Origin of the sequence: Janthinobacterium sp. J1-1 (genome assembly GCF_030944405.1) — a bacterium.
Classification (GTDB): Bacteria; Pseudomonadota; Gammaproteobacteria; order Burkholderiales; family Burkholderiaceae_D; genus Janthinobacterium.
Genome location: NZ_CP132339.1, coordinates 5185015 through 5206783 on the forward strand (window position 1 = coordinate 5185015; position 21769 = coordinate 5206783).

The following is a 21769-nucleotide window of genomic DNA, read 5'->3' on the forward strand; positions in this document are numbered from 1 at the left end:
ATCACCACTGGAATGTGGCCGACACCAGCCTCTGGAAATGTAATCGTCCGCCCCCCCGCAGGAATCGGGAAAATTCCCATGCACACGCCGGCGGCGGCCAACCATGCATCAAACACCACCACGCCGGCACGCCGTATTTTCAATCCTCGGGCCATCAGAGATACTCCCCCAGTTCGATATAGGGCAACGCGTTCACCCCATCATAGAAATACAGACCGGTGCCAGTCTGGTCGTATCCTGCGCCACTGCCCGCATTGCCGGCCGGGCCAGAACGCCCTGGACTACGGACCAGTTGGAATGTGCCGGTAACGGCGCTGAGCACCCCGCCAAACGTGGCGGCCCCGTTGATGATGGTCAGGCCGGGCGCGTATATCTGACCGTCAGCCGAAACGTGGAAGTATTTCCCGCTGCCGATGTCGCCCAGGCGCAGCCCCTCAGGCCCCAGGTAGAACCCTGCCCCGGTCGGCCATGCAAATTCCGTGAACGCGCCCCCAGTGATTGCGCCACGCAGACGCACGCTATTGGCGTAGAAATCCCCTGCGCGATTCAGGTACCATCCCGCCTGGCCAGGTGAATAATTGGACGACCAAATATCGCCGCCGATTTTGGCATTGGTAATGCTGGCGTTCTGGATGAAGGCATTGGCGATATACACACCGATCGGGATGGTCACACCGCCGACCACCGTTTCCGTCGTGCGCACGATGAACGGCACTGCCGCAGCGATGCCACTCCCGGCCGGCGCCGCGATCGAGAAGATGCTGGCGTGTACAGCGAAGTCGATGACATCACCACCTCCCAGCAACTCCAGGCCACCGACAATGCCACCCACATCCATCTTGATGGAATACTTGGCCTTGAGTCCCTCCACGCTATCGGCTGTCGCCTCGCCGGAGGCCTTGACCGCCGCGACACCTGTCACCAAACCTGTGATCGGATCTTTAAGGGTGGCCTGAGCTTGCAGCAGATACGACGCCGCAGCCTGCGCGCTACCGTCGGCATTGGTGGCCGATTGCGCGACCTGCTGCAGATACGACCCGGCCTGACCAGCTGCCGTGCCAGCAGTGGTGGCGGCGTTGTTGGCGGCCGTGGCACTCTGGCCGGCGACTGTTGCACGCGCGTCGGCTGTCTGCGCCGAGCCACTGGCGGCCAGTGCAGCGCCGGCGGCCTGGTTATATGCAGCCTCGGCGGAGATGCGGTCCACCCTGGCGGCCTCCGCGCTGCTGCCGGCATCCGTTGCCTTGCCAGCGGCACTTTGAGCCGACAGTGATGCCGCATTGGCGCTTGCGCCAGCTTGCCCGGCAGATTGCCCGGCAGCTGTGGCGGCATCACCAGCGGCCCCGGCCGCTGCGCCCGCATTGAGCAGTGCCTGGGATGCAGCAGTTGCTGCCTGCCCCGCCTCCGTCGATTTCGTGCCGGCCGTGCTGGCCGAACCAGCAGCCGCAGCCGCCGACCCGCCAGCCGCAGTATTTGATGCCGCCGCCAGCTGCGCGCTGCTGGCAGCCTGGCTTGCCGAGCCGGCGGCGTTGGTCTCGGCAGTGCCCGCTGCGCCAGCCGACTGCGATGCAGAGGCGGCCGCGCCGGTGGCGGTGTTTTTGGCGCCCACCGCCAGCTCGGCACTGGTGGCGGCCTGACTGGCGGCGCCGCCGGCGGCCGTCGATGAGGCACTGGCCGAACCGGCGGATTGCAGCGCGGCGCTGGCTGAACCGCTGGCCGCGTCGCGCGCCGCCTTTGCCTCGATCGCCGATTGCGAGGATGCGGCGGCCTGCACGCCGGCAGCGGTTGCCGAGCCGGCGGCAGTGTCCTTGCTGGTCGACGCTGCGCTGGCACTGGCGCCAGCCGCGCCCGCGGCATTGGCTGCCGTGCTGGCCGCGCTTTCCGCCGCCGCCGCGCTGCCGCCAGCAGCGGTAGCCGCCTGCGATGACTGACCAGCCGACGTCGACGCAGCGCCGGCGGCGGTACTGGCAGTGGTCGCCGACAGGTTCGCCTGGCTGGCGTACTGGCTGGCACCGCCGGCGGCGGCATCGGCTGCCGCTGCCTTGAGCGCGGCATCGGCGGCGGCCTGCACGGCCTGAGCCGCTGATGCCGCAGCCGATGCCGTATCACCGTAGATCACTTCCAGATCGGCGACCGCATCCCGCGTCGGCTCGATCAGATCAATTTTGGCGCCCAGGTCTGCATGCAACTGCGATCGGGTGATCTCGTCCGTCAGCACCTGCAGCAGATGCTCGACCTCGGCATCCGACGCGCCCACCGTGCCGCTGCTGGCGTTATATGGGCCAGGGATGGCCGCGCGCGAGACGTAGCGAATCCAGTAATAGCGGAATGCGCCAGGCCCGACCGGATCGGTATATTCACGGCCATCGGCGCGGCCGGCCAGCACCGCCTGGGCGAAATTATTCACTGGTGCGCGCCACACCTCGGTGTGCGACAGATTGTTGTAATTGGCCACCACAGCATGCCACGCCAGGGTGATGGTCGCCGGGTGGCCGGTCGCGACCAGACCCGTCGGCGTCGGAGGCGGCGTCAGGTCCAGCGCCTGCTGCTTGGCCACCGTCTGGCGGGCGCGATAGGTTACGCCCTCGATCACGGTGGTGGCGGTCACCGTCACAATGCTGGGTGCCATGTCGGCGTAGCTCAGCACAGCGTTGCCGTTGGTCACCGTCAGCGGTACCGCCGGCTCGCTGGAAAACGTGATCGCGCCGACGGCGCCCAGCATCAGCGCCGAGAAAGTGATTGTTTCCGGAATTGGCACGCCGCCCACAGATACCTCGAACATCGTGGCGCTGGGCGTGAGCATCAGCGCGCGGTCGAGCGGCGTCGAATAGCGCGGCACCGTGCCCTGGATCAGCACGTCCCGATCATTGATTAATGCACTCATACCATCACCCCCACGGTGCAGCGGCCGGTGATCCAGTCAGGGCCCAGCGAGACCACCACCGCCGGTACGCCCTGCTCCAGGCCGAAACGCGGATAGGTGATGGTGACGTCCTGGCCCAGTTCAAGTAGCAGCATTTCGGGTTCTCCATCGAATTCATAAATAGTGCGCGGCGCGCGGCCCAGCGCTAGGCGACGTGCTGCTTCCGTCGCCGCGTCGACGCGGCGCAGCAGGCAGGTGTCGATCTGCACCGGCTCCGTATCGAGGCGGTAGGTGACGCGCACAACCTCGTCTGTCGCCGTTTCTGTTAGCCACTCGCTGGAGTACAGGCTCTTGTGCTCGACAGGCAGCGAGGTTTGCAGGTCTGGCTGCACGATGTAGTTGCGGCAAAAGCCGATCTTGACGGCCGCCAGCACCTCCTGGCGCGCTACCGGCCGCAATGTGCGCTCGCGCATGTGCTCCGGCGTGATGTACATCGTCGGCGTGCCCACGCCAGGCAAGCGCAGCTGGATCAGCCGCAGCAGGCCGGCGCGCGACAAGATCAGTTGCGCACCTACGCTGGCCGCCAATTGCTGGCACGCCACCAGCACGTTGGTGCGATCGGTCACTGACAGGCCTACTGGCTGCGAGTGCGCGGCATCGAAAATGGCGAAGTTAGCCGCGTCCAGGTCCTCGGCCGTGAAACGCGTCGACGCTTTGCCATAGCCGGTGACAATGCGCTGCACCAGTGGGCCGATGCGGTTGCTATAACCGCCGGCGCTGTCGCCGTGGGCGCTGACCGTGACGGCGCCGGTGCCGACGGCATCGCGGAAGCGGAATGCGCCGCGCTCTGGGTAAAAATCCACCTCGCGCGGTTTGCCGTTGGTGCGCACCTCGGCACCAGGTTCGACCTGGCCCGCGTGGAACTGGTACTCCTGCAACGCCGGGTCGGTCAGCAGCGGTGCCAGGTTGTGGCCCTCGCCGAACAGTAGCGGTAGCAGCGCGCCTTTGTTGGCGGTGACGCCACCCAGAAGCTGCTCGGTCAGCGGCGTGTTCAGCCGCTGCAACTTGTCGCGCAGCTTGATGTTGACGCTATCGCGGCTGGCACTGTCGATATCGGCGATGACACCGTTGAAAATCGGCTGGAACTGCCCGCGCGGCCAGCTTGGATCGCCTACCCAGGCCCGGATAGTACGGTTCACCCACACTTCACCCAGCCAGCCATCGAGCTCGCCGTCGACGTTTGACAGTTCGATATCGCCACTCGACAGCGATGCCTCGGCCGTCAACGAGACCTGCTCGCTCAGGCCGATGCCGCCCACGATCAGCGGCTCATACAGCGTATTGGCTGGAACGTCGGCCGGGCCGGTCAAGAACGGGCGCGAGGCCAGATAACGGGTGACCTCGACGCCGGCCACATGGACCAGCGCCTCGACCAGCACCATACGCACTGCCGCAGGATCCTGCAGCCATACTAAAAATTGCTCATTTGTCATGCTAGTTCCGCTTTCGATTCATTGGTCCAGACGGACTGTTTGGCTGATTTCTCGACGCCGGCCACTACCGTTTTAGCGGCGATGGCGTTCGACTCGAACGTGGCCTGGATGGTGGCGCCGGTGTGTTTTTTCTGATCGTCACGCAGGCCCTTGATTTCAGCGGTTTGAGCATCCAGGCGAGCATTTAGGGCGCGGACCTCGGCGACCAGCACTTCGGAACTCGCACTTGACCCGGCCGAATAGCGCGTGGCATCGAATACCACCGGCACAGGCTCGCTGGTCATGGCGGCCTGCACGGCGACGGCTGGTGCATTCGTGAATTCCACGCCCAGCCCACTCGACACGCCCATGGCAACCTGCAGGTTGGAAATCGCCTGCGCCACCGTCAGCACGCTGTCGTTGATGGTGATCAGGCCGGATACCTGGGCATTCAAGGCGTCGAGGCTGGCCTGCTGCACGTCGACCTGTGCCGCCGCCCATTTCAAGGCGTCTTCGTTGGCAGCCACCACCCGGGCATAGTCGGCCGCATAACGGCCATCGGCCGCATTGACCACTTGCGATGCGGTGAGGAAAGCCTGCTCGGCGGCTGACAGGCCCGACTGCGCTGAGGCGTCGCCTGCATTGGCTGCCGCCAGGGTCTTCTCGAACTGGGCGCGCGCCTCGGCATACTTTTGCTCCGGCGTCAGCGTCGATTGGGCACCCAGCGCCATGCTGGCGTTCAGGCCATTCAGGGTGGTCACCCAGGACCTGGATTTATCGAGCGCCGATTTGGCTGCCGCCGATTCGGTTTCGTAGGCTTTGGATAGCGCGTCCTTGGCCGTCACCACCGCCTTGGCCGCCTGCACCTGATCGAACAGTGCGCGGTTGACGTCGGCCAGGCCATCGCGCTGTGCCGCCAACAGCGCGGTGTCGCTTTTGGTCAGCTCGTTCAGCTGCTGCTGCAAATCTTGCCGTTCGCTGACAATCTCGCTGGCGCTCTTGTTTGCCGCAGCCACCGCACCGGTGGCCGCGGCCAGGTCGGCCGCGTAATCGGCGGCCGTCTTGAACGGCTCGGCCAGGGCCAGCAGCGATGCATACAGCTGCGCCGCCCCATCCTGGCCCAGCGCCACGCCATCGGCCGCGCTCAATACGGCAGCCTTGAAGCCGTCCATGGTGGTCACACCGGCCAGGCCCAGTTTGCCCATGGCGTCGTTGACGGATTCCGTGATCGGCGCCATGCGTTCGGCTTCGGTCAGGAAATTGTCGACAAAAAAGCTGGTGCCGCTGGTCAGCGCATCGAGATCGCCGGCGGCGGTGATCAGATTCTCGCTGAGCGCCACGGCACCCAGGCCGGTCACCTGGAAGGACTTGCCCAGCACGGCCAGCACGTCCGACACTTGCATATAGTTGTTGGCGACGCGGGCCAGCGTTTCCAGGTAGCCCTCGCCCACCTGCTGGTATTTTTCCAGGCCACCGACGCCGAATTTGGCCATGTCGTCGCCCAGCTTGGAAAACGCGGCTTCCAGGGCTTTCTGCAGCTCCTCGCCCTTCAGGTCTTTCAGGCTGATCTTGCCCAGATTGACGACAAAGGTATTCAATTTATTGGCAAAGGCGTCGCCGCCCAGGCCCAGCGTATCGGAGGCGGCGACGATGGTGTCGCGCAGGCCCAGAATGATCTTGCTGAACTGGTCGTCGGTTTCGGCGCCAAGACCCGTCAGCGCCGTGCGGTATTTGTCGCTGGAGAACCAGCCGCCGGACTTCTTGGTGTCGACATAGGAACTGACGCTGATGCCCGATTGTTCCAGATTGCCCAGGCTCGCCTGGCTGGTCACGATCCCGGTATCGATGACGCTGGTCTTGCCGCCGAAAATGCTGCTGGCGATATTGCCCAGCATGCCACCACTGGAGCCGCTTTTGGTCGCCAAGGTGGCGGTCAGCGAGTCGGAGCGCACCAGCAGGCTGCCCAGTCCGCCGATACCGGACACGATCTGCTTGAGCGACAGCACCATGGACGACGAATACGCCAGGCCCAGGCCGGAATTTTTCTCCATGATGGCCAGGCTGTTGGCGATCGATTCCGACTTGGCCGACGAGTCGCCCAGCACCGTGCCAGTGCCATTAGCGGACTGGCGGTCCTTGGCGGTGGTGTCGGCGCCGCCACCGCCGGAAACGGCGACACCGATCGCCATCAGCATGCCAGCCACCATCGCAAAGGCGCCGATATTGGCTGGAAAAGGTGTCGCCAGGGCGGATGCCAGCGCAGTCGTTCCGTAGGCGCTCGACTTGGCCGCCTCGGCGGCGGCTACGGGAGCGACTGCTGTCGCGGCGCCCGCTATTTCGGCGGTAGTGACCGCAGTTTTCGCCGTGGTGACCACGGTGATATTGGTCAGCTTCTCAAACAGGGCTTTGGCATTCATGGCGAATTCATAGGCACGGAACCCCTTCTCCACCTTTTCCATCACCTCGTAACCAGTCGTATGCTCCTTGAAGAAGCCCTTGGCGGCGCCTGCCAGTTCCCTGTATTGCTTGACGCCCGCCATATGCGCCTTGTCGCGCGCTTTGGTCTCTTCCGGTTCAGACTTTGCCGCAGCAAGATCCTTCGCCAGGTTGAAATCGATATCGTCCTGCGTCTTCCTGAAGTTGAGCAAGGCAGTGGTCATCTTGCCGATGGTGGTGCCGACACCACCGAAAGCATGTTCCAGTTTTTTTCCGAGCTCGGTGGCGAAGTCTCCCGCCTCCTTCCATTCCGCCTCGCTATATTTGCGCGTTGGCGCCACAGGCGCCGCAGCCGTCTTGGCCTTGGCATCGGCAGCTTCCTTGCCGGCGCCATCCAGATTAATCTGGCGCTGTTCGTCCGAGGCAAAGGCAATGTATTTGTCACCAGTCTTGGTCGCGACACCCTTGCCGGCACCGATTCCTTCAGTGGCGCCGGCGCGCATGGCGGCTAACCGGGTATAGGCATCGCCCAGGCTGGCCACCTTGTAGGCGTCAGCCAGCGCCTTGGCTTCGGCGACGTTGACGGCTCCCAGCGCCTTTGCTGCCGCAGCGCTGTCCCGCGCCTGCTCTGCCTGCGCGCGCAGCAGCAGCACGGACAATTCCATCTGTGTATTGACCTCCTTGAGGCTGGCGGCAGCGGCGCTGCTGGCTTCGTCGAGTGCCTTGAGCGCCTCTGCGCCCGCCTTCGACGTGTCTAAGGCGTTTTTTAACTCCGTTATCTCTGGCATGGTTGGCCTGTAAAAAAGGCCGCACATGGCGGCCGGGTTGAAAAAGACGGTCAAGCTGGCGCATGCTGATGCGACAAAAACAGCGCATCGAGACTATCGAGCAACTGGTGCTCGAACGGCTCCACGGCGAGCCGGTGGCGCGCCTGCCACGCCAGGATCTCGGTGCTGGCGATGGGATTGACGGCCATGCCGTTCTGACGCTTGCGGTTCAGCTGCACGAACCACTCCCAGACGTGGGCCAGCTCGAACGGCAGCGGCGGCGCTTCGGCTTCCGGCGGCGCGCGGTAGAGCGGATGACGGCGGGCGGCATCGAGGTGCTCGCCCTTGGCATGGCCGTCGGCGGCGCGCGCGCCGCGCTCGAACTGGTGGCCCGCGTAGCGCAGCAGGCTGGCCGTCAGAGTTTCAAAAAATTCGACTCGTTTTCCAGCGCGGTGGTGACTTTTTCCTGCCAGGTCGGATATTTTTCAAACGCCGCTTCCAGCAAGGCCGGGTCCAGCGGCACCGGCGCGCCATTGCTGGTGAAGCCATACCAGCCGGTGACCACGGCCAGCGCCAGGCGCTTCTGGTTGCCGTCGATCGCCTGCACCAGCAGTTCGGCGCCTTCGTCGGTGGAGGCGTCGATGGCGGTCTTGCGGCGCGCGGATTTCTTGTAGCCTTCGGCGCGCACGGCGTTGTTGGCGATGCGGTATTGCTCGCTGTTCTTGCCGACAATGGTCAGGCCGGCCACCGCTTCGCCGTCGGCGTCGAAGATGACGGGCACGTCGAAGGTGACGGGCGCGGCGGCCGCGTTGAGGTTGCCGATATCAAAACCTGCCTGGATTTTTTGTGCGTTGTTCATGTGTGCTGCTTTCTGTAGAAAGTAAAAGATAAAAAAAGGCCGCCACGCGGGCGGCCCTGGCAACCGTGGAATGCTTACAGCGCGCTGTCCTGGATGCTCAGGGTGGTCGCTTCATGCTGCGCGTCGGCACCCTGGTAGCGCAGGATGTCGAAGGCGCAGGTGACGATCTTGTTTTTCTCGCCGTCGTCGATCTTGGCCGAGGTGATCTTGACGCGGCCCATGGCCAGCGCCAGCACGTCGGCGTCCGGGGCGGTACCGGACGCCATGGCGTAGGCCAGGGCGATTTCCGTCTCGTCCTTGAAGTAGTCGAGATAGACGGCATCCTGCAGCAGCACCGTGAACTGGCCCGAGCCCAGCACCTTGCCGCGCGAGGCGGCGGTGGCGAACTTCGAGCCGATCACCGGATCGACCTTGACCTGGCCGTCGAGCGAGACCGACATGCCGGTGCAGATCTGCGACGGGATGCCGTTCACCGACAGCATCGCCGTGGCGCCCGAGAACTTGCCGCTGCCCGCGGCCGCAGCCGGTGTGACGAAATGCGGCGCAGCCGTGGTCGGGCCTTCCGCCTTGCCCATCAGTGTGAAGTCCAGGCTGGTGATGCCGTTCGGCTGCACCGCGATATCCATCTTGCTGACCAGCTGGTCGACAAAGCTGCGATGCACGCCGATGTTCGGGTCCTGCACTTCGGCCGTGAACCAGTCGGTGGTGTGGCCGGTCAACGGCGTGAAACTGCGCTTGCCCACGGCGCTTACTGCGACCGAATCGCCGGCCGCCTTGACGACCATCGCCGAGCCGTCCATGAACTGGCCGTTCAGGTTGGTGGCCGTAACGGCGGTGACGAAAAAGTTTTTTGCGTTGTTGGCGGTGGCCGGCGCCGTCATGCCGCTGATGCGCACCACGCTGCCGGCGCGGAAACCGTCGGCCAGCCAGGAACCCGCACTGCGCACCAGTCCGTTGGCGGCGGCAGCGATGTTGGTCTGGGCGGCGGCCACGCCACCGGCCGTGAAGTCGCGGCGCAGCAGCGCGGCCATCAGCGGCGCATAGGTACCGCAGGCCGCTTCGGCCTTGATGGCACCGGTCGTGCGGAAGTTGCCCAGGCGGGTGTCGCCCTGCTGCTGGCTGGCGTCGATTTCGCTGCTGGCGTATTTGTCCGCTTCGGTGTCGAAGGTGGCCGTGACACGCGGGTAGACCTGGCCGCCGCCGGCCGCCGCCTTGACGCCTTCGGCGCCTTGTTTGCTGATGACGATCACGCTGTCGATGCCGTTTGCTGTCGATGCCATGGGTAATGCCTTTCATGAGATAAAAAAAAGACCGCCGGGCGGTCTGGGTGGATGTGCTGGAAAAACGGGAAAGCAATGGAAACAGCCCGCAGGCGGCAAGGCTCTGCGGGCTGAAAAGTTCGGACGGCGCGAGGCCGCGCCGAACGGGAGGTGTGCGTAGTATTGCCGGGAAGGCGTGGGCGCTGGAGATTATCCTATCGGTGTCGCGCCGGAAGCGCGTCTATTACGAGTGGACAAGCATGTGGTGTTGCGGTTCTGCTGTGCTGCGTTCGCTTTGTTTGCTGCTTGAGCGAGACTCTATTCTAGGGGCGTTTTTTTCAGTACCAGGCTTCTTGCACAATTATTTTATCTGCCCAGACGGCGCATGGCGCGCCGGCCGTGCGACTGGAAAATCGCTTCCAGTTCGCTGACCATGTCCTTGATACGCTCCAGTTCAAAGCCGCCGGAACAGGTGATCGCCGCTACACCGGCGCCGTGGCAAGCCTTGCAGACGAGCGGTGCGCCCGCCGTGCCGGCGCTGACGACACCGGTGCCGTGGCAGACCTTGCATTTGCTGTCGAGCCAATGGGCCAGCGACGCTTCGGCCACGCGCCGGTACAGGGTATTGGCCGCCTGCGCGTCCCAGGCGGTGCGCGCCTTGACCCAGCGCCGCGCCTGGCCCTTTTTTGCCACGGCCGCGGTCCAGGCGCGCAGCAGCTGCGCCAGGTTGCCGGCATTGCCCTCGAACACGCGGCTGACGGTGCCGTCCGCGTACTTGACGCGGCACAGCAAGGCACCCATGTCGCCGGCCAGCGCGGCGGCGGCGATCACGTCGAGGTCGTGGTGCACCGCGTCGTCCCGCAAATTACGCGACGACAGCGAGGCGATGAATTGTTCTGCAAACCCCATGATGTTCTCCTCGTTGTTACTGTGTTGATGAGCGGGCCGGGCCGAACAGGGCCGCCACCAGCGGATCGCGGCTGGCCGTGCCGCACGGCCAGCTGGCCATGCGGCGCACCTGCGGCGGTAATTCGGCCCAGGCTTCGCCTTCGTCGTCCGCCTCGCCCGGCGCATACAGGGCGGGCCGCTGGCGCCCCGGCTCGGTGCAATGGCGCTGCGCCAGGTGGATCAGTCCGGCGCCGCACATATGGCGCAGGTAGCGGCTCATGGTGCCGGCGTCCAGGCCCAGCAGGGCCGACAACTGCGCCGCGCTGGCCTGGCCGTGCGCGGCGATATGCTGCGCGATATCGGCGATATGCAGCTGCGATTTCTTGCTGCGCCCCAGTATCCTGCGCCCTGTTTGCGGTGGCGCTCCGCGACGGACCACCTGACTGCTGTTCAACATCTCCATCCTCCCTGTACCTGCCTGCCGGGCAACGCTGTGTGCGAATTTGCGACAGGCAACAAGTGGACTTTATCAATCGCTAATGTTAAAGTCAAGCATTTGGTAATTTATCAAACGGTAAATTTCGGGTTTAATGCGGAGATGAACATGTATCAATACAGACGCGACCGACTGCTGGCACTGATCAGCGAGCACTACGAGCACACGCGCAAGAAAATATCCGACGCCAGCGGCTGGAGCGAAGCGCGCATTTCGCAGATCCTGTCGCCCACCTACCGCGAAGGGCGCGCCTTCAGCGAAAAGATTGCGCGCAAGCTGGAAGCGGACCTGCAGTTGGACAGCATGTATTTCGACCAGGGTGCGGCACCGGACCAGGCGGCCCTGGCGGCACGTGCCTTGGCCGGCGTCAAGCCGGTCTTTGTCAACGATGGCGAGGACGAGCGCTTCTACGATATCCGCAAGGTGAAATTGCGCTTGTCGGCCGGTATCACCGGCTTTGCGATCGAGCCGGAAACGCATGACGGCAGCACCATCAGCGTGCCGCGCGGCTGGGTCGACCGCCATGGCTATCACCCTGAAAAACTGGTGGCGATCAAGGTCAAGGGCGAGAGCATGGAGCCGGCCCTGTATGAAGACGACGTGGTGATCATCAACACAGCCGATATCCGGCCCATCGACGGCGTGGTGTATGCCATCAATTACGAAGGCGAACCGGTGGTCAAGCGCCTGGCGCGCGATGTCGGCGAATGGTGGCTGACCTCGGACAACCCCGACCAGCGCAAATACCACCGCAAGATGTGCCGTGGCATGGAGTGCATTATTGTCGGGCGGGTGGTGCGCAAGGAGAGTGAGCGCATCTGAGATTCATGGCAAACGCCATCCTTTGTAGGCCGCATCGGCCTCCATGGGCGCCGGTGGCCGGATGCCGGTCTCGCTGAAAAAACGCGCGTAGTTGACCAGTTCCAGCCGCGTCGCCATGCCCGCGCCGTGATCGCCGCGCGCGCGCAGGCGAAAGGTCAGCGAGATACAGCGCTGCGCCGCCGGCACCAGGCTGCTGTTGGAAAATACCGTCCACAATGGCCCGCTGCCAGGCTGGCGCAGGCCGGCCAGCCACGCTGTGCCCGGCAGCGCCAGTTCGCCGGCATCACGCGCGTCCCACGGCTGGCCCGTGACGGCGTCAACCAGCGCCGCATCGCCCAGCTCGGCCCGGACCGCCAGCATCGCCGGCGCCAGCTCCCTGTTTTCGCTCATGCCGATCCAGAAACACTCGTCGTCGGCCAATGGCAGCAGCCACGCGCCCAGCGCATTGCGCCCGACCGGCAACGCGCCGAGGCTGGCCGGTGGCTGGTCCACGCTGCCCCCGGTGGGATAAAAGAAGCGCTGGAACGTCAGGCTGACGCCACGGCCCAGCGGCAGGCGCACCGGCCTGACATTGTTCATGGCGGCGCAGCTGCCAGCGAGGGCAGCGCCGAGGGCGGTACTTGCCACTTCTGCGCCCGCGCCAGCAAGGAACCGGCATGCGGCCCTGTTGCATTTCCCGGCACCATGCTCATCGCCATTGCCGGGGCGGCGGATGGCGGCCCCGCCAGCGCCTGGCGCAAGGCGTCCCGCGCCGCCAGCCGGACGTCGTCATCGATGCTCCATGCCATAAATGGCGGCAAGGAAGACAGCGCCTGTACCCGTTCCCACATGACCGCCGGCAGGTCGATACGCCCCTCGTGCGCGGCCCGCACCAGCATCGGCCAGCTGCGGGCGAACATGGGCGGGCCATCGAGCACGATATCGGGCGGCACGAGGTCGGCCTTGCATTGCAGCGCCAGCGCCACCCAGTCAGGGTGGCTGGTGCCCAGTTGCGGCTTTAAATGCGCGACGATGATGTCGAGATTGCCGATATCGCGGTGCTGGTCGCGCTGGCGTTCCAGCAGCAGCAGGTGACCGCCGGTCAGCCCCACGATCGGGTTGTCAAGCGGCAGCGTCAGCAAGTTTTCAAGATCGGCATTCAGGATGCGGCGTTCATCGGCCAGCGCCAGGCGCAGGCTCTCGGCCAAGTTGTCTTCGGCCGGCTCCAGGCTGGCGCCCTGCTCCATCCTGCGCATGAGCAGCGACACGCGCGGGCGCGCGGAGAGCACGTCCTTGCCAGGCATGCCGCGGCGCAACAAATACACTTCCAGCCGCCAGCCCCTGCGCACCAGCAGGCTTTGCTCGATGACGACGCCATCGCTCAACTGCTGGCGCAGGAAGTAGTTGCCGGGCTCCAGTTGCCGGCTGGCGATGGCATACGGGTCCCTGGCATGATGTTTTTGCGTATCGTGCTCGCCATCGAGTACCGTGGCGCCTTGGGCGTCGACGATGCTCACGCCCCGCCAAGGTTCGCTGTGCCGCAGCGAGGTAGCCGGTGCGCTATACGCACGCGCCATCAGCATCAGCGCCGCCCCGCCCGCATCGGCGCCGCCAGCCTGCCGGCTGCTGGCATTGATGGCGTCTGCCCGGCCCTCGGTATGCGCGTCCACCGACGAGGTGGTGCCTGGCAAGGGCACCACCGACGACGGCGGGCGCGTGATGCTGGCGGTATCGCCGATCGCGGTGTCGCGGTCAAGCAGGATGACGCGCTGGCTGGTGCCGCGCCCCAGGCGCGTCTTGATCTTGAACAGGCCGAATGGCAAAGGCGCCGAAAGGCGTCCGCCATCCCGGTCGACCAGCGACAGGCGCTGGTCAATCACAAAGATTTCGGTGCTGAGATTACCGGGATCGATATCGAGCGTGAAAATCTTGCCCGCCGCCGCAGGATCGGCTGGCAGTCCGGTTTCGCGCACCTGGACCAGCATGTCGCCCAGCACTTCAAACCCTTGCGACAGCTCGAGGCCAGGCACTTGCACCAGGTACAGGCCAGGTGTCAGCAGCAGTTCCTGAGTGCCGGCGCTGAATTGCCGCGCGGCCGGCGGGATGCCACTCCACAGGCTGGCTGCGTGGCCCTGCGCCTCGGGCGGAAAATCAAGCGTGACGCGATAGCGCAACGGTGCGATTCCCCGGCAAAAGATCAGTCCGCTATCTTCCTGGATGATTTCGGGGTCGAGCGCGACCTCGCTGTTGTTGCGCTGCTCATCCGTCATCAGGGCGGACTGCGCATTGCGCAGCCAGTCGGCCAGGCTGCGCCCGGTGACGCGTCCGTTCTGGTCGGCCGCCGCGCCGCGCAAGCCTTGCAGCAGGGCCCAGGTAAATACGCCATGCACCTTGCCGCCGTCGGCATCAATGGCATGCTCAACCGCCTTCAAGGGGCGCTGCGCCGCAAACGCAATAAAGCTGGCGCGAGGAGGAATGCGGGCGTCGATCACGTTCATCAGGGGATCGCGTACCGGACCGGATGCCATGCGGTCCATGCAGCAATCCATCCACAGCACGAATTCATGAAAGTAGGCCCCGTCCTGCAGCCAGTTGAGCCATCCGGTCGCATGGATATGGGCATTGAACCGTCTCGTCGCATTCGCCGTGAACAGGCAGCCGCTGTTGCGCTCGGGCGAAAAACCATGCCCTGCCATGAACAGGTACAGGCGATCGCCCACCCGCATGTCCTTGCCGGCGGCACGGTTGGCTTCCGCCAGGTCAGCGATTTCCACCAGCACCTGTTCCAGCTCGTCCACCGTCGGCTTCGCCTTGCCGGCCATTTCCGCCGCGCTGGCGGAAAGGATGACGTGGATAACGTCCTGGTCGGTAAACGCGCCACCTTGCGGGGCGCGCAGCCACGCCTCGATGGCCCTGACATCGTTGACAGGGCCGTCCAGCCTGGCGGGACTGTCGTCGTCGCCCAATGCCGGATAGTTGCCGATGCCGATTAATATCGCATGATCTGGCATGGGGGCCTCCTGCTTACCTGTAATTATCCTTGATGAATTTTTTGTCGGTGTCGGACAGGTTCACATTGAAACCGACTTCGGTCCCATCCAGCGTCCAGGCCTTGGGTATCGGATACATCATGATCGAATCGCGATCAAGCTTGGTAGCAACTATCTGCTTTGCCTCGTATTTCTGGAACATATTGCGTTCGATCGTATCGTGGTCCCAATTGTTGGGCGGCCCGCTCAGGTCGCGGATCACGGCATCGCGGTTCCACTGGATGCCACCGCCGGTGGGGTTCATGTGTTCATGCGTCAAGCCGAGCATATGGCCGAATTCGTGCAGTACCACGCGACGCACCTCCTCATCGCCGGTGCCGGTATTCAGCCAGCCGAAATTCATGGTCGGCTGCGGTTCCGGGATGCTCTTGCACATGGTGCCCAGGTAAGACCAGGAACCGTTACCGGGCTTGAAGGCGATACGGACATCGGTCGGGCCATGCTCGACGAACGAGAACGTCAGGTTGGCCAGCTTGTCCCATTCATCGGCCACCTTGCGCACGCGCCGCTGCAACTCGGGTTCGCCGTCGAGGAAACGTATCTTGATGATGCTGCGGTCGGGCCACTTCGCGCTCTTCAGCAGCACGCCCCGCACCTGCTCCTGCAATACTTTACGCACCTCCGGTGCGAGGTCTTCGATGGTCAGACAACTGCAATAATGCTGTTCATTCGCCGACATGGCCGTCTCCCGTCATGGTGGAAGGGTGGATGATGGATGCGGCCGGCAGCACCGTCCGCTGGCGCAGACCACGGTGCCGCCACCGCTCCTTCCAATAAGACGGATCAAAACAGGAACAAGTTCAGTCCTTGCCCGGGCATGGTTTGATCGCGCGCATACAGACCGGCAAGAGCGCTCAAGCCGCCATCACGCTCTCGATCTGCTGCAAGGCCAGCGGATCGTCCATCGACGTCAGGTCGCCCGGATGGCGCCCTTCGCACACGGCCTGGATGGCGCGCCGCAGCAACTTGCCCGAACGCGTCTTCGGCAATTGCGGCACGAACAGCACACGCGCCGGCCGCGCCACGGCGCCCAGCTGGCGGTCGACCACCGCCATCACTTCGCGCTCCAGCAGCGCCCTGCCCTGCTCGCTTTCCGCCGCCCGCGGGTCTTTCAGGATCACGAAGGCCATCGCCACCTGGCCCTTGAGCTTGTCCTCCATGCCGACCACCGCCACTTCCGACACATTCGGGTGGCTGGAAATGCTCTCCTCGATCTCGCGCGTGCCCAGGCGATGGCCGGCCACATTGATCACGTCGTCGGTGCGGCCCAGGATAAAGTAATAGCCGTCGGCGTCGCGCAGCCCCCAGTCGAACGTCGAGTACACCTGTTTGTCGCCGAAGGTGGACCAGTAGGTGTCGACAAACCGCTGGTCGTCGCCATACACGGTTTGCAGACAGCCCGGCGGCAGCGGCCCTTCCAGCACCAGCACGCCCTTTTCATTCGCGCCGCACTCCTCGCCGGTCGATTCATCGAGCAGTTTCACCTTGTAGCCGTACATGGCCAGGCCCGGGCTGCCCAGGCGCGTCGGCGTATCGGCCACGCCCCTGGCCACCGACAGGATGGGCCAGCCAGTCTCGGTCTGCCAGTAGTTGTCGATGATGTCGACCTTGAGCTCCCCGGCGATCCACTGCGAGGTGGTTTCGTCCAGCGGTTCGCCCGCCAGATACAGCGCCTTCAGCGACGACAGATCGTGCTTGCGCATCAGCTCCACCGGGTGCTTGCGCAGCACGCGAATGGCCGTCGGCGCCGAGAACATGCGCGTGACCCGGTATTTTTCAACGATGCTCCACCAGATGCCCGCGTCGGGGCAGATCGGCAGGCCTTCGTACAATATCGTCGCCATGCCGGCGATCAGAGGGCCATACACGATATACGAGTGGCCGACCACCCAGCCGATGTCGGAGGTGGCGAAAAAGGTCTCGCCAGGCTGGCCGCAGAACGTATATTGCATCGACGACGCCAGCGCCACCGCATAGCCGCCCACGTCGCGCTGCACGCCTTTCGGCTTGCCGGTGGTGCCCGAGGTGTACAGCACATACGAGACCTGGTTCGATTCGAGCCAGGTGATGGGTACCTGCGCCTCGAGATGCTGCTCGCGCAGGGCGGCGTAGTCGACATCGCGCCCGGCCACCAGTGCCATCGGCACCAGCCGACGGTCGACCAGCAGCACGTGTTCGGGCTGGTGCGCAGCGATGCGGATCGCTTCGTCCAGCAGCGGCTTGTAGGCAATCGGCTTGCCGTTGCGCGAGCCCGCATCGCTGGAAAACACCAGTTTCGGCTGCGCGTCGTCGATGCGGCTGGCCAGGCTGTTGGAAGCGAAGCCGCCGAACACCACCGAGTGGATGGCGCCGATGCGCGCGCAGGCCAGCATGGCAAACGCCGCTTCGGCGATCATCGGCATATAGATCAGCACACGGTCGCCCTGGCCCACGCCCAGCGACAGCAGGATCGCCGCGCAGCGCTCCACCTCGCGCTGCAGTTCGCGATAGCTATATGTGCGCTCGGTATTGGTTTCGGTGGAAATGGCGATCAGCGCCGGTGCGTCGCCACGGGCGCCGACCCAGCGGTCGACGGCGTTATGGCACAGATTCGTCGTGCCGCCGACGAACCACTTCGTGAATGGCGGCCGGCTGTCGTCGAGCACCTGTGAAAACGGCGTATGCCAGTCTATCTTCTTGGCTTCCTCGCGCCAGAACGCTTCGGGGTGGTCAATTGAATGCTGGTAAAACTGGGCAAAACTCATGTCTCCTCCTTGGGGTTTTTATGGTGTCATTACATCGGTTTTTCGCCGCGCGGTCTGTCACGCGGGTCAAACATTTTTGTTGCGGTTAAAAATACATCCGGCTGGGCCGCCATGCATTCCAGCCGTTCGGCGGCGATGCGCCGCGTGTTGGCCGCCAGCGAGCTTGAGTCAAGGCCCGGGCCAGGCGACTGTGATGCCGGCAACAGCAGCCGCTCCAGCACCACGTCGCCCAGCGCCTTCTTGAAATGCCCGGCTTCCCAATACCACTGCGTGACGGCGCCGCGCTCGCCGGCAGCGGGAATACGCTCGCAGTTGTACGGGCCAAAGCCGCTGAAATCGTGCAGGGAAATCGAGGCGCCGGGGTGGCTGGCCTTGATGGCGGCAATCTCGCGCACCAGCTGCGCCTTCCACTGTTCGAACAGCGGCCACAGGCCGGCCGCTTCCAGCATCGCCAGCCACTGCGCGTGATACGGATAGATCACCAGCTTGATCTGCGCGTCAGTGGTGGACGCCTGCACCAGCAAGGTCCGCAATAGCCGGAAATCGGCCGTGTCCAGCGCGGTGGTGGATTTTCTTTTCAGGCTGGCGGCATTTTCACGCGCACGCTGGGTGAACATCTTGTGATAGCCGTCGTTGCGCACATGCGCGCCATAGTCGCGCAAGGGGTTGAAACCGTCGGCTGACAAGATCGCCGCTTCCGCATCATCCTGTATGCGCAAGGTGTTGAGCGCATCCTTGACGGAAGCGAGCGAAAACAGCGCGTCGAATTGCCAGTAAGTTAAGCCGACCGGTTTTGCGGCGCTGCGAGCCGGTGATTTCAACGCCAGAAAATCCATGAATTCGACAGCGAGTATCACGGTCGCCGGCTTGACGCCGGCGGCCAGCAATTGCGTCAGCTGGTACGCCGAGGTGCCCAGGCCCGTACCCGGTATGGCCAGGTTGTACACCGTGCCATGCGCCGCCGCAAACGCCGGCGCGGCCGGATCGAAGCCGATTTCGGCGCGCGAGTTACCGAGTATCAGCACCTGCGGCCGCAGGCGCAGCGCGTGGGCCTGCTTGATCTGCACCTGGTAGCGAGTCAAGCCCGGCTTGACGGCATTGAAGCCGGGGCGATCGACCACCTTGTACAGGCCATACGGGTCGACGATCACCACCAGCGCGATGGCGGCCAATACGCCGAGGATCAAGCAGGCGCACAAGGCCAGCAGAAAGCGTGGATAGTCGCGGGAGCTCGTTTTCATTGCCGCTCCCTAGAATTGAAAATACAGGAATTCGGCGGGGCGGTTCAAGGACAGCATGCTGGCCAGCGCCAGGCAGGCGATCGCCGCCGCCCAGCGGCGCGTCGGCTGCCAGACCAGATAACTGCCGACAGGTTTGGCATCGAGCGCGGGCGCCACCAGGCGCATGATCTGCTGGGTATTCGGACAGGCAAACGCCAGCAGCGCGGCCAGGCAGATCCAGCGCCAGCCGTCGATAAAGGCGCTGCCGCCGCCGAGATAAAACGAGACGTTCATGGCCGCCAGAAGCGGCTGCACGGGTAGCAGAAACCGGGCCAGCGCATCGGGCAAGGCGACGCCATTGCCGCCATACAGGCCATCGACGATGGCCAGCGCGCTGGCCAGGTCGGGCGCGCGAAAGAAGACCCAGGCGGTGCAGACGGCCACAAAGGTCAGCGCGGTGGAGAAAATCCTCCAGGCGGCCGATGTCGTGGAAAAACGCAGGCGAGCGGCCAGCGGACCCCATGCGCCATGGACGCCCAGGAACACGCCGTGCAGGGCACCCCAGACCAGGAAATTCCAGCCGGCGCCATGCCATAGTCCGCCCAGCACCATGGTGATCATCAGGTTCAGGTAGCGGCGCGCACCGCCATGGCGGTTGCCGCCCAGCGGAATATACAGATAATCGCGCAGGAAGCGCGACAAAGTCATGTGCCAGCGGCGCCAGAATTCGGCGATATTGGCCGCCTTGTAGGGCGAATCGAAATTCAGGGGCAGCTTGACGCCGAACAGGCGCGACAGGCCGATGGCCATGTCGGAATAGCCGGAAAAATCGAAATACAGCTGAAACGCATACGCCAGCACACCGCTCCAGGCGATCAGCAGCGACGGTTCGCCGGGCTGGTTGAACAGCGCGCCGGCAAACGGCGCCAGGTTATCGGCAATCAGCACTTTCTTGGCCAGGCCGATAAAGAAAATGCTGGCGCCGGCGGCGATGTTTTCCTGCGATAGCCGAAAGATGCCGCGGTCGGCGAACTGCGGCATCATCTCCTTGTGATGCAGCACCGGGCCAGCGATCAGGTGCGGGAAATAGGTGACGAACAGCAGGTAATGGACGAAGCGCCGCTCCCGCACTTGTCCCCTGTACGTATCGACCAAAAAGGCGATCTGGGTAAAAGTGAAAAACGAGATACCGACCGGCAGGATCACGTGCAGCGCAGGCAGTGGCCGGGCCAGCAGTTCCGCAATGCCGGCAACCAGGAAGCCCGCATATTTGTAGTAGCCGAGCAGCGCCAGGTTGGCTGCGATGGCGGCAATCAGCAGCGCCTTGCGGCGCCTGGCCGGCCCGCTAGCCAGCACGGTGGAACAGCCATAATTGACGCAGATGGACGCCAGCAGCAGCGGCACATAGCGCAGATCCCACCAGCCATAGAAAAACAGCGAGGCGCCGGCCAGCCAGGCCGCCCCCATGACAGGGCTGCGCCGGCCCAGCAGAAAAAAGCCGGCGAGCGTGACTGGCAAAAAGCCCAGCAGGAAAATCCAGGAATTAAATAGCATGGCGGCCCCAGGAAGGATGGAAATACACGGACTTGATGGCAAGGACTTCACCACTGCGTCCACGCCATTTTCCTTCGCTGCCGAGCTTGCGATCCTGCAAAAAATCAAGCCTGCCGGCTATCCGTCTTTCCTCTTTACCCTGGCACGCGCACAAAGCCTTCCATCAGCACGCGCGCGCTGCGGCTCATGATGGCCTTGGTGACGCTCCAGTCGCCGTTGATCTGCGTTGCCTCGGCGCCCACCATCAGGGTGCCGGACGGGTGGCCGAAACGCACGCTGGTCTTTTCTCCGCCACCGGCCGCCAGATTGACCAGGGTGCCGGGAATCGCCGCCGCCGTGCCGATGGCCACCGCCGCCGTGCCCATCATCGCGTGATGCAGCTTGCCCATCGACATGGCGCGCACCAGCAGGTCGATATCCTCCGCTTCTACCCGCTTGCCGCTCGACGACACATAACCGGCCGGTCTGGCGACAAACGCCACCTTCGGCGTATGCTGGCGCTTGGCCGCTTCGTCCAGGTGGCTGATCAACCCCATGCGCAGGGCACCGTGGGCGCGGATGGTTTCAAAGCGGGCCAGGGCGGCCGGATCGCCATTGATCGCATCCTGCAGCTCGGTGCCGGCATAGCCGATGGCATCGGCGTCGACAAAGATGGTCGGGATGCCGGCATTAATCATCGTGACGCGCAAGGTGCCGATGCCGGGTACCTCCAGGTCATCGACCAGCTGGCCGGTGGGGAACATCGAGCCGCCTGCGCCCTCTTCTTCGGCCGCAGGATCGAGAAACTCGAGTTTCACTTCGGCGGCCGGAAAGGTCACGCCATCGAGTTCGAAGTCGCCCGTCTCCTGCACTTCGCCATTCGTCACGGACACGTGGGCGATAATGGTCTTGCCGATATTGGCCTGCCACACGCGCACCACAGCCACGCCGTTGTGCGGGATGCGCGCCGCGTCGACCAGGCCATTGGCGATCGCGAACGAGCCGACGGCCGCCGACAGGTTGCCGCAGTTGCCGCTCCAGTCGACAAACGGCTTGTCGATGGCGACCTGGCCGAACAGGTAATCGACATCGTGATCTGGCCTGGCACTTTTGGACAGGATCACCGTCTTGCTGGTGCTCGACGTGGCGCCGCCCATGCCGTCGATCTGCTTGCCATACGGGTCGGGGCTGCCGATCACGCGCAGCAGCAAGGCGTCGCGCGCCGCGCCCGGCACCTGGGCATCGGCTGGCAGATCCTGCAGGCGGAAGAACACGCCTTTGCTGGTGCCGCCACGCATATAGGTGGCGGGGATTTTGATTTGGGGGGGATGGGTCATTGAAGTTCCTGCTTTGAATGTATGATTGAACCCGAATGCAAGAGCTG

Annotated in this window: 16 protein-coding genes; 1 reads left to right on the top strand and 15 read right to left on the bottom strand. The window is 64.2% G+C overall.

Annotated elements, in window-relative coordinates:
• Positions 1-154: 154 nt before the first annotated feature.
• The 8 genes from Q8L25_RS23755 to Q8L25_RS23790 form a co-directional block, all read right to left on the bottom strand.
• Positions 155-2881 carry a hypothetical protein gene (locus tag Q8L25_RS23755; RefSeq protein WP_308921754.1) on the bottom strand — a complete coding sequence of 909 codons (2727 nt, stop codon included), beginning with the start codon at positions 2879-2881 and terminating at the stop codon, positions 155-157.
• Positions 2878-4353 carry a hypothetical protein gene (locus Q8L25_RS23760; protein ID WP_308921755.1) on the bottom strand — a complete coding sequence of 492 codons (1476 nt, stop codon included), beginning with the start codon at positions 4351-4353 and terminating at the stop codon, positions 2878-2880. The genes Q8L25_RS23755 and Q8L25_RS23760 overlap by 4 nt, the downstream gene beginning before the upstream one ends.
• Positions 4350-7556 (bottom strand): hypothetical protein, encoded by a 3207-nt coding sequence (locus Q8L25_RS23765; RefSeq protein WP_308921756.1) that lies wholly within the window; start codon positions 7554-7556, stop codon positions 4350-4352. The genes Q8L25_RS23760 and Q8L25_RS23765 overlap by 4 nt, the downstream gene beginning before the upstream one ends.
• Before the next feature lie 50 nt (positions 7557-7606).
• Positions 7607-7774 (bottom strand): hypothetical protein, encoded by a 168-nt coding sequence (locus Q8L25_RS23770; RefSeq protein ID WP_308921757.1) that lies wholly within the window; start codon positions 7772-7774, stop codon positions 7607-7609.
• Between the two features lie 176 nt (positions 7775-7950).
• Positions 7951-8394, bottom strand: a complete 444-nt coding sequence (locus Q8L25_RS23775) for a hypothetical protein (protein ID WP_308921758.1) — start codon at positions 8392-8394, stop codon at positions 7951-7953.
• A gap of 74 nt (positions 8395-8468) precedes the next feature.
• A complete protein-coding gene (locus Q8L25_RS23780) occupies positions 8469-9674 on the bottom strand; it encodes a phage tail tube protein (RefSeq protein ID WP_308921759.1) in 1206 nt (401 codons plus the stop codon).
• A 345-nt stretch (positions 9675-10019) separates the two neighbouring features.
• Entirely contained in the window at positions 10020-10562 is a 543-nt protein-coding gene (locus Q8L25_RS23785; RefSeq protein ID WP_308921760.1) for a hypothetical protein, read from the bottom strand.
• A 16-nt stretch (positions 10563-10578) separates the two neighbouring features.
• Positions 10579-10998: a helix-turn-helix domain-containing protein gene (locus tag Q8L25_RS23790; protein ID WP_308921761.1), complete on the bottom strand. Its 420-nt coding sequence runs from the start codon at positions 10996-10998 to the stop codon at positions 10579-10581.
• 147 nt (positions 10999-11145) lie between these two features.
• On the opposite strand from Q8L25_RS23790, the gene Q8L25_RS23795 reads away from it, so the two are divergent.
• A complete protein-coding gene (locus Q8L25_RS23795) occupies positions 11146-11859 on the top strand; it encodes a S24 family peptidase (protein ID WP_308921762.1) in 714 nt (237 codons plus the stop codon).
• A 3-nt stretch (positions 11860-11862) separates the two neighbouring features.
• On the opposite strand, the gene Q8L25_RS23800 is transcribed toward Q8L25_RS23795, so the two are convergent.
• The 7 genes from Q8L25_RS23800 to prpF all read right to left on the bottom strand — a co-directional run bounded on the left by Q8L25_RS23800 (position 11863) and on the right by prpF (position 21722).
• Positions 11863-12438 carry a hypothetical protein gene (locus tag Q8L25_RS23800; RefSeq protein WP_308921763.1) on the bottom strand — a complete coding sequence of 192 codons (576 nt, stop codon included), beginning with the start codon at positions 12436-12438 and terminating at the stop codon, positions 11863-11865.
• On the bottom strand, positions 12435-14849 hold the full coding sequence (locus Q8L25_RS23805; RefSeq protein WP_308921764.1) for a caspase family protein: 2415 nt from the start codon (positions 14847-14849) through the stop codon (positions 12435-12437). The genes Q8L25_RS23800 and Q8L25_RS23805 overlap by 4 nt, the downstream gene beginning before the upstream one ends.
• Before the next feature lie 13 nt (positions 14850-14862).
• Positions 14863-15567 (bottom strand): M12 family metallopeptidase, encoded by a 705-nt coding sequence (locus Q8L25_RS23810; RefSeq protein ID WP_308921765.1) that lies wholly within the window; start codon positions 15565-15567, stop codon positions 14863-14865.
• 175 nt (positions 15568-15742) lie between these two features.
• Positions 15743-17632 carry a propionate--CoA ligase gene (locus Q8L25_RS23815; protein ID WP_308921766.1) on the bottom strand — a complete coding sequence of 630 codons (1890 nt, stop codon included), beginning with the start codon at positions 17630-17632 and terminating at the stop codon, positions 15743-15745.
• Positions 17633-17661: 29 nt separating this feature from the next.
• A complete protein-coding gene (locus Q8L25_RS23820) occupies positions 17662-18873 on the bottom strand; it encodes a hypothetical protein (RefSeq protein WP_308921767.1) in 1212 nt (403 codons plus the stop codon).
• A 9-nt stretch (positions 18874-18882) separates the two neighbouring features.
• Complete coding sequence (locus tag Q8L25_RS23825) at positions 18883-20406, bottom strand: MBOAT family protein (protein ID WP_308921768.1); 1524 nt, start codon at positions 20404-20406, stop codon at positions 18883-18885.
• A 134-nt stretch (positions 20407-20540) separates the two neighbouring features.
• A complete protein-coding gene (gene prpF, locus Q8L25_RS23830; RefSeq protein WP_308921769.1) occupies positions 20541-21722 on the bottom strand; it encodes a 2-methylaconitate cis-trans isomerase PrpF in 1182 nt (393 codons plus the stop codon).
• Between the last annotated feature and the right edge of the window lie 47 nt (positions 21723-21769).

Excerpts from the sequence above, each read along its gene's own strand:
- Q8L25_RS23790 (WP_308921761.1), bottom strand. The coding sequence starts at position 10,998 with ATGTTGAACAGCAGTCAGGTGGTCCGTCGCGGAGCGCCACCGCAAACA.
- Q8L25_RS23825 (WP_308921768.1), bottom strand. The coding sequence starts at position 20,406 with ATGCTATTTAATTCCTGGATTTTCCTGCTGGGCTTTTTGCCAGTCACG.
- Q8L25_RS23780 (WP_308921759.1), bottom strand. The coding sequence starts at position 9,674 with ATGGCATCGACAGCAAACGGCATCGACAGCGTGATCGTCATCAGCAAA.
- Q8L25_RS23775 (WP_308921758.1), bottom strand. The coding sequence starts at position 8,394 with ATGAACAACGCACAAAAAATCCAGGCAGGTTTTGATATCGGCAACCTC.
- Q8L25_RS23795 (WP_308921762.1), top strand. The coding sequence starts at position 11,146 with ATGTATCAATACAGACGCGACCGACTGCTGGCACTGATCAGCGAGCAC.
- Q8L25_RS23765 (WP_308921756.1), bottom strand. The coding sequence starts at position 7,556 with ATGCCAGAGATAACGGAGTTAAAAAACGCCTTAGACACGTCGAAGGCG.
- Q8L25_RS23760 (WP_308921755.1), bottom strand. The coding sequence starts at position 4,353 with ATGACAAATGAGCAATTTTTAGTATGGCTGCAGGATCCTGCGGCAGTG.
- Q8L25_RS23810 (WP_308921765.1), bottom strand. The coding sequence starts at position 15,567 with ATGTCGGCGAATGAACAGCATTATTGCAGTTGTCTGACCATCGAAGAC.
- Q8L25_RS23805 (WP_308921764.1), bottom strand. The coding sequence starts at position 14,849 with ATGCCAGATCATGCGATATTAATCGGCATCGGCAACTATCCGGCATTG.
- Q8L25_RS23785 (WP_308921760.1), bottom strand. The coding sequence starts at position 10,562 with ATGGGGTTTGCAGAACAATTCATCGCCTCGCTGTCGTCGCGTAATTTG.
- Q8L25_RS23755 (WP_308921754.1), bottom strand. The coding sequence starts at position 2,881 with ATGAGTGCATTAATCAATGATCGGGACGTGCTGATCCAGGGCACGGTG.
- Q8L25_RS23815 (WP_308921766.1), bottom strand. The coding sequence starts at position 17,632 with ATGAGTTTTGCCCAGTTTTACCAGCATTCAATTGACCACCCCGAAGCG.
- Q8L25_RS23800 (WP_308921763.1), bottom strand. The coding sequence starts at position 12,438 with ATGAACAATGTCAGGCCGGTGCGCCTGCCGCTGGGCCGTGGCGTCAGC.
- Q8L25_RS23820 (WP_308921767.1), bottom strand. The coding sequence starts at position 18,873 with ATGAAAACGAGCTCCCGCGACTATCCACGCTTTCTGCTGGCCTTGTGC.
- prpF (WP_308921769.1), bottom strand. The coding sequence starts at position 21,722 with ATGACCCATCCCCCCCAAATCAAAATCCCCGCCACCTATATGCGTGGC.